The organism is Endozoicomonas sp. SESOKO3, assembly GCF_024606255.1.
Window position 1 is genome coordinate 1 of record NZ_JAHHPR010000032.1, and the last position, 8,149, is coordinate 8,149.

Genomic DNA, 8,149 nt, shown 5'->3' on the forward strand with positions numbered 1-8,149 from the left:
TCATTATGTTTCAGGTTTAAGCCTGAAACTGGATCAGGTTCAGCAGGACTTTAACCAGGAAAAGCAGGTGTTTCTGATGGGCTATGACCAGCATATTCAGGAATGGGTGAGTGCCCATCCTGATTTTGCCGAAGCCATAAGAAGTGCCGTGCCGGATGCTCAGCATGTAGGTCAACGTTTTCATTTTGGTTACACGACCTACAAAGTAGTGGCATCGCCCCAACCGGAGAACCTGAATCAACAGGTAAACCAGTTGGGTGGCACACTGCGAGAAGAAATCAGCCGGGATGCTCAGGCTCTATTTGAGCAAACCTTTAAAGGGAAAAACAAAGTCACCCCTAAAGCTCTGAATCCGATTCTTCGGCTCAGAGATAAACTGCACGGTCTGTCGTTTGTTGATCCCGGAATTTCGCCCATAGTGCAACGGCTGGATGCCGGGTTATCGCAATTGCCTAACAACGGAGCATTGGAGGGTGAGGTGCTGACTCAGCTGATGGAGCGGGTTTTACTGCTGTGTTCTGTGGAGCAAATGGAGCGCTGTGCGGAAGGGTTGACGGCTCTTGAACCTGTGAAGGTGCAGGAACAGGAAATGCCTCAAGCCCAGTCGCCGACATCAAATGAGATAGAGATTCAGGAAGAACCTCTCAAAGAGCAACGGGTTGTGATATCGGAGGAAACGGTGCCTACAGCCACTTTCTACTTTTGAACCGGCTGGCGTAAGCCAGCCATCCCAAGCGGGACATAGTGCCCGCCTGGGCAGGAGCTATGTCCTTTTTTTTATGTATACGAGGTATTTGGATATGGCTCCTGTTTTACAAAAAGCACTCCCAATTGTTGGCAGTGCATTGGGCAGAAAAATGGGTGTTCGGGTTGAAGTCTCTGGTCGTAAAGCGTGTACCGATGGCGACTGCATCTGGATTCCAGCCTTTGACCCGCATCAGCGTGAACAGGAAACCCTTTGTTGGGGATTCTTGAGTCATGAGGCCGCCCATGTGCGTTACACGGATTTTGATCTGGACTATGAAGGCTCTGCTCTTCGGCACAGGCTGACTGACCTGCTTGAGGACATTCGGATCGAAAAAGCAATCAGTCAGGAATACCCCGGCGCTGGCTTTTCGCTCGCAGAAGTCATCCGGCAGTTAGTGGCTGAAGGTCGTGTAGGTGCGCCAATAAAGAGTGATCCGCCTGTGAAGGTATTAAACGACTCTTTATTGTCGATTCTGCGCTACGAGGTGCTGGGACAGATGGCTTTGGAGCAGGAAGCAGCGAAAGCCCGTGAAGTGATGAGAGACTGTTTTTCCAGACAGTTACTGGATTTGCTTGATGAGTATTTGGCTAAGGTGCCTGACCTGAAAAGCACGAAGGAAGCTTTGAGTCTGGCTGACCAGATCATCGCGTTATTTCAGAATCTCAGCCATGAAAATTCTGAAAGCGAAGATTCAGGTATGGAAGGCGCAGACCGAACAGAAAATGCGTCAGGAGATCAGGAAACCCATTCTCAGTATTCTGAAACGCAAGATCATGAGAATAAATCAGATTCTGTGTCAGGTGATGATCTGGAATCCGATTCTGCGGAAGGAAAAGAAATAAAAGCTGAGAATTCGTCAGGAAACGATGATCAATCTGTTTCAGCAAACGGAGAAGCTTCAGACGAGGCTGAAGACCCGTTTCTGAAACAAATCCTGGAGTCGTCGGATGTTGACTGGCCTGAAGACCTCTATGAATCCGTGGCAGGACAGCTTGAATGCTGGAGTTATAAGCAATCACCCAGATTGTCAGCAATAACTTCGACACCTGGAATGGATGAAGTGTTCCTAAATGATCAAAACAGAGAGGCCGCAAAGGATTTGCTCTGGAAGGTAAAGTCAGAATCCGCTCGTTTAGCTGCACAGCTAGCCGGACTGGTTCAGGCGCAAACCTTAACCAGAGATCGCATTGGCAAGCGAGGTATGAGAATCAATGGTAAACGGCTGCACAGGATAGCTTTGGACGATGGTCGTCTTTTTAAACGACGTTCAGAATCCATAGAAACTAATGCGACTGTTCATATTTCTCTCGATATCTCAGCGTCCATGGGCCCACGGATGGAGCTGGCAAGGGAAGCGGTTCTGGCTCTGATAATGGCATTGAAGCCAATCAAAGTGGTTACTGTGACTGCTTCTGCCTATCCGGGCACTCTGTCTGACCGGGTATACCCCATAGCAACAGGAAAGGAGTCCGATCTACGAATTGCTGGAACACTCTCTGCTCTGGACAGCCATGACTCAACCCCCATGGCCACAGGCTTGTGGCATGCAGTGCATCAGGTTTGTCAGTCAAACGCCGAGAGACGTTTGATCCTGATGATCACTGATGGCGCACCGGATATCGATCACCATGATGCGGTGGTTGATCTGGTCAAACGCTGCAGGTATTCAGGAATAGATGTTATAGGGCTCGGAATCAATATTCAGTTGCCAGAAAAGCTGTTCCCAAAAAAACTGATGATTGAGCAACTTACACAATTGAAGGTTTCACTTTTTGATTTGACCAGAGACTGGCTGATCGCCTGAAAACCAACGCGCCACCCTTGCGTTCATGCAGTGGGTGGCTTTTTTTTGAGGAATCTTGATGGATTCCCGGAAGGTACCCAAGTAGCAACTCCAGATAGAGCCGATCTACATACTTCGTGGATTGTGCAAGTACTCGAAGTAGCCAAGATGCAGCGAAGGCTTCTTCTGTAATACGCCCCGATGAGGTCGCAGCCAAGATCTTAACAGTGACAGGCTCATTGCTCATTCAGTTACCAAATAGATCTTCTGCTGTTTCGTTTGCTGTCTTTTGCACATACTCGTCTTGAATATCTGACGATACCTCACTCCAGCTAATTAACTTCTTTCTCAAATCTGCTACTTTTTCACTGCTCACTACTGTTATACCTCGATGCTTGCATAGATTCAAAAGGTCGATTTTTTTCATTTTGTTGATCTGCGCATCCGTCGGATGTTTGTAAGTAGAAGGCTCTTTTATAATGGGCTGACTGGGTTCATCTTCTCTCGGACTTGCTTCCCTATCGACCCATGCAGTTTTCAAATCTTTTCTGAGTTCTTGAGATGCCTCTCGCTCGCTCTTCAGTTCCTGTTGCACTGCCTCCAACCGGGTATTGAGTTCACTTTCTTTTTGCTGAGATGTCTCTCGCTCGCTCTTCAGATCCTGTTGCACTGCCGACAAATCGGCTCTGAGTTCGGTTTCTTTTTGATGAGATACATCTTGCTCGCCCCTCAGTTCCTGTTGAACTGCGGACAAATCAGCTTTGAGTTTGGTTTCTTTTTTAAGAAATTTCTCTTTCTCACTTTCTAATTTATTCTGCGCTGCCAGTAAATTGGAATTGAGTTCATCTACTTTTTTCCGATTTTCCTCAAGCTCCTTTTTAGCAATCTCCATGTCTTTCTTGAGCAGCTCAACTTCATCACCCATAGAGTTGTAGGGAGATGGTTTTTGATAGGTATCCAGTTTTTTCAAGCGATAATAGCTGTCCGAAAGAGCACTCCATCCCAGCTCAGTGATAAGTGTATAAAAAGCAAGTTTCACTTCAAATGGCCGGCAGCCATTATGAATGAACTCGTTATACAGATTAAACAGTTCTGCTAAAATATTGTCTGGTTGGTTTTCAGCCAGATATCTAAATAGAGCCTTGGCTTTCAGATAAATGAAGCTGAAGATAGTGAAAGAACTTTTTGGGTCACTGAAAAGAGGCTTCGCTATGTCATCAATGCTTGCGAAATGAACTTCTAATTTATGCAAGCTGTTCTCGTTCTGGTTCAAACGAGCTTCTAATTCAGCCAAAATTTTACGCCAGTTACTAACACCAGCCTGAGCTAACTCATTTAATAGCCTGGACTCCCGTGAAACATTAGTACCAGATTTGTGCAATTTATAGCGTTTTGTAAACTTTGCGCTCTCTCCCCCATCATGATATGGCGCAGTGGTTATCCCTAAAGTCACTACATCATTTAGAAAGGCGTAATCTCCATTTGAAAGATTGCACTCCCTCTTGAATGCAGCCAGCTCTTTTAAAAAACGACTCGTAGTGACTTTGTCATTGAAGCCTTCCATCTCATTTTTATTTAGCTCAAACACCTCAGAGAGAATTAGTAAAGCTCGACGGCGGTTACTCTCACAAATGACTGTCTCAATATCGATACCAAGGGAAGAGGAAGCGTAGTGGTAACCACCTCCAACTTTAGTTTCATAAAAACGGCAAGCTTGTTCATCCAGGCAATACAAGCCATCGATTTTAAAAATGGAAAGATTTATTAATTGATTACCCATAATCTCATCGCTGTCCTGAATAGGGAAGCGAGCCATTAAATAATCAGATGATTCAGATATACCAAGTTCAACAAGGTGCTTACTAGCCTTTTCTTTCAATTGCTCTGTAGTGAGCCTACCATCAAGATAGCGGCCTACAGATGGGATGGTTATTGCACCATACTTGGTTAGCGCAATCGATTCATCCACGGTAATAATGGTGTAACTTTTATATTCGTTCATCGCTAACCCTAAAAATCAAAATCCCATTCATTATTGTTGTTGCTGCTAGATTCAGAAACCTCAATCTTATGGCAAAGGTTCTCTACGTCCTGAACGTATTCATGCATTCTACCGCTGTAGCTCATAGTTAACGCATTTTTACTACGAGTCAGAGCCACCATGAAAACAGATTTGTTTTGAATGTCCGTGTTCTGGTCTAAAAATGGCAAATAGACGTTGTCAAAATCCAATCCTTTGGCACTATGATAAGTCATCAGAACAACCGCATTATGTCCAGATAAATCACCGTACCCATTACCAACATAATGCAATTGAAGTTTAGCCATATGATGATTCATAGATGCATAGTCTGGCTTACCGTATTGATTATTCACCCGATCCCACCTTGGATGTTGATTCTGCTTACAATAACATTGTACCAGCCGAATTACATCCTTATGCGTAGGCAGTAAAATCGCCACTGACTGACCACAATCAATAGCTGATAGTGCCTGTTCCATGATGTAACGAACTTCTTCTTCATCATTGCCGAAACAACCCAGCCGTGCAGTAACATCAACTTTTTGAGTGTTAATAAGAGAGCGAAATATATCCATGCTTGGCAGTATTCGGCTCACCAAATTGATTACTGAATTTGTCAACCTGTGGATGATGTTCAGGCTATATTCCGAACAACCAGTAACTGAGGGAATTTGATCAGGCTGGATAGTATCTTCATAAATTGATTGATGTGGATCACCAGCAACCAGTAGGCGCTGACAATGGTTTTTTCATTAGTGCCAAAATATCGGAAGGCAAGTCTTGGACTTCATCACAAAAAATATAGTCATAATGCACAGGGTTTCTTCGGAACACAAAATACGTTGAGAATGTAATATTATTCTCATTGATACCCAGTTCTCGCATTCCCGCCTGATAAAGGTTTTTCAATGAATGTGTATAGTAAGTGATCAGAATTCTAGCATTGGGTTCACGTTTTTTGATGTCGTCTAATGTATGCATCATCAGTACAGACTTCCCGGAACCAGGGAATCCTTTTATCCAGTAGTTGGCTTGTTTTTTAACATGATCAAGCATAAACCGCTTCTGATCATTATCCAGCATATGCGCTGGAATCATCCATTGTGACACAGCATTACTCCTTTTTAGCTGTAGCCAGACTGGCTCTGTTATAGGTTGAATCAGCAGTAATGTCAGCAGATGTCTTCTGGAGTTTACGTACAAACTCATAATTGCCGGCCAGTCGAGCACAACTAATCAACCAACTTATATGATATGAAAACTGATCCGCCTCATAATCAGCTTTCCATTCATCAAATAGTTGAACAAGCAGTTCTTTATTTGACGGATTACTCTTCAACTGATGCTTCAGTAAGCTGTAACGTGCTAGACCGTGATGCGGATCAACTTCAAGAGCTTTATGTAAATAGTGCAAGTACTGATGAATATCGGTGTATTGATACTCACACGCCAAATTAAATAAAACAGCAGCGGACTGCGTTCTTTCCAAGTGTTTTTGATAGTAGTGAATTGCTTTCTCACGATCCCCGGCATCGCTGTATAGCAAGCCAATATTATTCAGTGATAACTTGTTGTGTTGTTTGTACAAATCTTCAGCTACTTCTGCTGCTTTCAGAGATTCACCTTCCCTTTTATAGAACTGATAAAGTTTGTAAAGTTCTTCTTCCGATGCCCGACCTTGGTTTTCACTCACCGCTTTACTATGTTCCTCTTCCACCTTAGCGACACGCTCTTTAGCTGTAGTCGGTTGATGCAGGGCATTTTTCAGGCTGACACTCTTAGTTTGTCCACATAATTTTGCCTTTGCATGTACAGTTCGATTAGCATCAATAGACACCTGCAGCGTAATAGCATCATCCATTGTTGCACCATCGCAAGGTATGATCAGGTTGTGGATGATATTAGCTGGGTGGGACAAACAGATAGGAAGCTCAATCTGCGTTTGTTCTACATGGCTGATGTAAAGGTTGGAAATCACTACCGTTTCAGAAGGAATTTTCGCTCCCGCTGGAATTATCGGTACAACCGATGTGTCCGTTTCAACAAAATCTTCTTCATCTAATCCAAATAGATCGTCTGCATTTTCTAGCAACAATGAATCATACTCTTGTTTGATAATGAGAAAGATTGGTTCATTAGTGATCGGAGCAATCACTGATTCATTAAAGCCGTTGTAGAGAAAAGAGTTAATTGCAGCACCTTTAGAGACATGGGCTTGCAAATCTCTGGGGACTAAGTAATCACTAGCATCTAAAAAATCTTTTACCGCCTGCTGGATAAGAGGGTTTTTGGCGCTGCCACCAATAAAGAGCACGTAGTCAACTTCACTTTCATCCAACTTTGCTTTTCTAAGTGCGGTATTGATGGGGTTAAAAATACTGACAAAACGCTCATTTTTATTCTGGCGGAACTCCTCTTTACCTTCAGGTGAAGTAAAGGCATTCATAACAGTCTGGAACTGCTCAAAATTCATTGCCGGTTGCGCAATTTGGTAGACTCCTTTTCGTGTTTTAAATGTAATTGCTGAAGGCAATGTAAAGATGTTTTCGTAAGTATCCAGATCAATATTATCCCAAGCAAGCGCTAACGCTTTGCTGGCTTCGATTTTCAGCTGCTCGCCATAACGTTCAAGCTTTGGAAGAATGTACTTTCGGATTTCACTGGTGGTAAAAAAGCTATCATCTAGCTGATTTTCCGAGAGAAGCTGTGGGTAGAGTATGTCGTTGGCAATCAGGCGGTCAATCTCTCTGCCCCCTAGATAGTCAAATCTGGAGATAGCAAGGTTGGATGACCGGAACTGATTGTTATCCACTCCAATCTCCATAATGGAGATATCACAAGTACCAGCGCCGTAGTCAAAGACCAGAAGATTGGCATTAAACTCGTCTGAAAGATGTATCGACTGCTGTAGCTCAGGATCACTGATATAGCTTAAAAAAGCTGCATTAGGCTCATCAATAAAGGCTCTTTCATGAAACTCAAATTGATTTGCCTTCAGAGCATCCAGCATGTCCTGACGCTGGTCAGGCTCAAATGAAGCAGGGATACTTATAGAGTAACAAGTACTCTCAGGATAGTCATTTTTACGCACAAACCTTTGGATTTGCTGATAGAGATACTTAAAAAAGATTGTGGTTGCATCTCGACCATTGAGGAGTTTCATCTTACTATTAGCAAGTTCTGAACCAGCATAGAGATACTGGTTCTTTTTACCCAAATCCATTTTGAAGGCATACCAGATATTTTTGCCTTTAGTTTTTTTGAGGCGTAGCTGATTTGCACCTTCTCCAACAAAAAGCTGATCGTTATGCCATGCCAGCATGGTTGGAATTTTGTCCGACGTATAGATAGCACCATCACAGAGTTTTTGATTCAACTCCAAGGTGCGGGTTCTTATCTGCTTCTCCTGCCAGTCAAAATAGGCAATACTAACCACGGTTGTGGAAGTACCAAAATCTATCCCCACATATGTGTGTTGACTTAAATGTCTCGAATCACCAGCTGCAATGGGCTGTGTAGTGAGACTCAGTTCCTTCATGTTTACTAATTCTCGTTTAGCTAGAAATATCGATACCTAACAGGCTGATTTTATGGT

Annotated in this window: 6 protein-coding genes; 2 read left to right on the plus strand and 4 right to left on the minus strand. The window is 43.5% G+C overall.

Annotated elements, in window-relative coordinates; genetic code table 11:
• On the plus strand, positions 1-706 hold a 706-nt coding region (locus tag KDK18_RS00405; RefSeq protein ID WP_257252395.1), incomplete at its 5' end, for a DUF3150 domain-containing protein.
• 94 nt (positions 707-800) lie between these two features.
• A complete protein-coding gene (locus KDK18_RS00410) occupies positions 801-2,552 on the plus strand; it encodes a hypothetical protein (RefSeq protein ID WP_257252396.1) in 1,752 nt (583 codons plus the stop codon).
• Positions 2,553-2,778: 226 nt separating this feature from the next.
• Here the strand turns inward: KDK18_RS00410 and KDK18_RS00415 are convergent, their stop codons facing one another.
• The 4 genes from KDK18_RS00415 to KDK18_RS00430 form a co-directional block, all read right to left on the minus strand.
• The gene (locus KDK18_RS00415) at positions 2,779-4,533 is read right to left on the minus strand and encodes a hypothetical protein (protein WP_257252398.1); all 1,755 of its coding nucleotides are present in this window, start codon (positions 4,531-4,533) and stop codon (positions 2,779-2,781) included.
• 8 nt (positions 4,534-4,541) lie between these two features.
• Positions 4,542-5,129, minus strand: a complete 588-nt coding sequence (locus tag KDK18_RS00420; RefSeq protein ID WP_257252400.1) for a 3'-5' exonuclease — start codon at positions 5,127-5,129, stop codon at positions 4,542-4,544.
• Positions 5,130-5,268: 139 nt separating this feature from the next.
• The gene (locus tag KDK18_RS00425) at positions 5,269-5,664 is read right to left on the minus strand and encodes a DNA/RNA helicase domain-containing protein (RefSeq protein WP_257252401.1); all 396 of its coding nucleotides are present in this window, start codon (positions 5,662-5,664) and stop codon (positions 5,269-5,271) included.
• Positions 5,665-5,668: 4 nt separating this feature from the next.
• Positions 5,669-8,092, minus strand: a complete 2,424-nt coding sequence (locus KDK18_RS00430) for an Hsp70 family protein (protein ID WP_257252402.1) — start codon at positions 8,090-8,092, stop codon at positions 5,669-5,671.
• Positions 8,093-8,149: the final 57 nt, after the last annotated feature.